This window comes from Moorena sp. SIO3I6 (assembly GCF_010672095.1).
In genome coordinates, this window is record NZ_JAAHHU010001036.1 from 1 (window position 1) to 1,766 (window position 1,766).

Below are 1,766 nucleotides of genomic sequence, written 5' to 3' on the forward strand. Positions count from 1 at the left end.
GATACACTGGAGCATGCCGAAAGGCCGGTCAAAAGACTGAGTTTACCCAGGAGCTGGGTGAGGTGAAAGTCTCACGCCCAGTTCTGAAGCGGAGGTGCTCCCCTTAATAGGGGACATCGACCGTAACAAGACCTATCCGGTTCACAATTTTCTAAGGGTTCACAGGCTATAAGTCTTTTGAAGAACCGAACATGCACAGTAACCAGTCTTTCTTGGGACTCGTTAGCAAGTTGGTGAGTCTGATGAAACCCAACGCAGACTAACTCACCTTCTGTGAACTTTTTCTCGTCCTTTGTTCGGTAGCCCTGCTTTCCTTGTAAGTGCTCCACTGGATCATAAAAGCGGTGGGTAAGGGTTCCTTTGTAGACACGGATTATGCTAATTTCCTCTCCGTGGGTATGTATTTGTGAAAACTGACCCGGCTCCCAAGAAATAACAAAAATACCACCAAAAGGGGTCATACAAACTAAGCGGCGATGGTAGTCACTCTCTTTAAAACTAATAGATTGCTCGATTAGCTTTTGACTCAAATTAAGGTTCGCCGCAAGCTCTTTGAACCTCTCCATACTCATGTCTTGGGGCGCTATGGCATTTACCTGATAGATAAACTCGTCTAGCGAAAGGAGACCAGAGCAACCTGAAGAGGGACAAGACTGCAAGGACTGGCTGATCAGCTGATCTACCCTGTCAATGCACTGGTCAAACTGCGAATCTAATACTGCCAGCTCAAACATTTGTGCCATTCTCTCACCATCTTCTGGCGTAAGCTCTTTTTGAGTCGCTAGCTGGTGATACTCTTGAACCAACTGAAAAAGCTCTGGCTGTTCCGGAAGATTATCTGGCTGACAGACTTCTAGGAGTATTGTTTTGAGTTGTTCTTTGGAATCTTCTGAAATTTCACCTTGACTGAACATAGTGACAAACTTCTACGTATTTAACAGGCGTTCCTTGATCTACTTTTCAAAAGCGCTTGCTCTTGGAAAGCTTGGTTTCTATAAATAAGAGACCACAGGAAGCGAAACGTGACGCAGAGTTTTGTAAAGATTCTTGACGGGTTATCACCAAAGGTGCTGGCTAAAAACCAATACCGCCCCTCACCACCCATTCCACGTCTCCCTACCACAACGATAACTGCGCCTGTTCATAGCTGGCCATTGGGTACTGGGTCAATGGGAGTTCTAGAGGTGAAGGCGCGTTCGCTACGCTACGCGATCGCAAAAGCACGCAAAATATACGGCCTTGCTTAATAATGGAATGATTTGAATAGTTTTGTGGAACGGGCATCTTGGTGGAACAGCCATCTTGGTGGAACTGGCATCTTGCCAGTTTCAATATATTCCCGGCGGGCAGAATGCCCACCCCACTCATATTTATCCAAAGATTCAGCAATGCCGAGAAAGCCAAAAGCAAAGAGGGTTTTAAGCGATGCATTCCCTACTCCCTACTCCCTACTCCCTACTCCCTACTCCCTACTCCCTGTGCAATAGATAGTATGAAAAAAAATACCATGGCCGTTGGCCACGCTACACGAACAGAGGAAAACTATGGCAACAGGGATGCTCCTTAACGGGCAATGGACTAATGAAGCCTATCAGCAAGACCCCCAAGGACGATTCATGCGTAATCCCACCAAGTTCCGTAATTGGATTCGTGCTGATGGCTCCACAGACTATAAACCAGCCTCTGGACGCTACCATCTCTATGTTTCCTATGCTTGTCCCTGGGCGCACCGCACTCTGATTATGCGAGCCTTAAAGGGATTGGAG

At 46.8% G+C, this 1,766-nt stretch carries 3 protein-coding genes and 1 pseudogene; 3 read left to right on the forward strand and 1 reads right to left on the reverse strand.

Features of this window, described 5'->3' with window-relative positions; translation table 11 throughout:
• Positions 1–71 precede the first annotated feature (71 nt).
• On the reverse strand, positions 72–914 hold the full coding sequence (locus F6K49_RS45810; RefSeq protein ID WP_293108962.1) for a cysteine dioxygenase family protein: 843 nt from the start codon (positions 912–914) through the stop codon (positions 72–74).
• A gap of 108 nt (positions 915–1,022) precedes the next feature.
• Between F6K49_RS45810 and F6K49_RS45815 the strand changes: the two genes are divergently transcribed.
• The 3 genes and pseudogenes from F6K49_RS45815 to F6K49_RS45825 all read left to right on the forward strand — a co-directional run.
• On the forward strand, positions 1,023–1,247 hold the full coding sequence (locus tag F6K49_RS45815) for a hypothetical protein (RefSeq protein ID WP_293108965.1): 225 nt from the start codon (positions 1,023–1,025) through the stop codon (positions 1,245–1,247).
• A 38-nt stretch (positions 1,248–1,285) separates the two neighbouring features.
• The gene (locus F6K49_RS45820; RefSeq protein WP_293108969.1) at positions 1,286–1,567 is read left to right on the forward strand and encodes a hypothetical protein; all 282 of its coding nucleotides are present in this window, start codon (positions 1,286–1,288) and stop codon (positions 1,565–1,567) included.
• Positions 1,545–1,766: pseudogene (locus tag F6K49_RS45825) on the forward strand (glutathione S-transferase family protein); the annotation flags it as partial. The gene F6K49_RS45820 and the pseudogene F6K49_RS45825, both read left to right, overlap by 23 nt.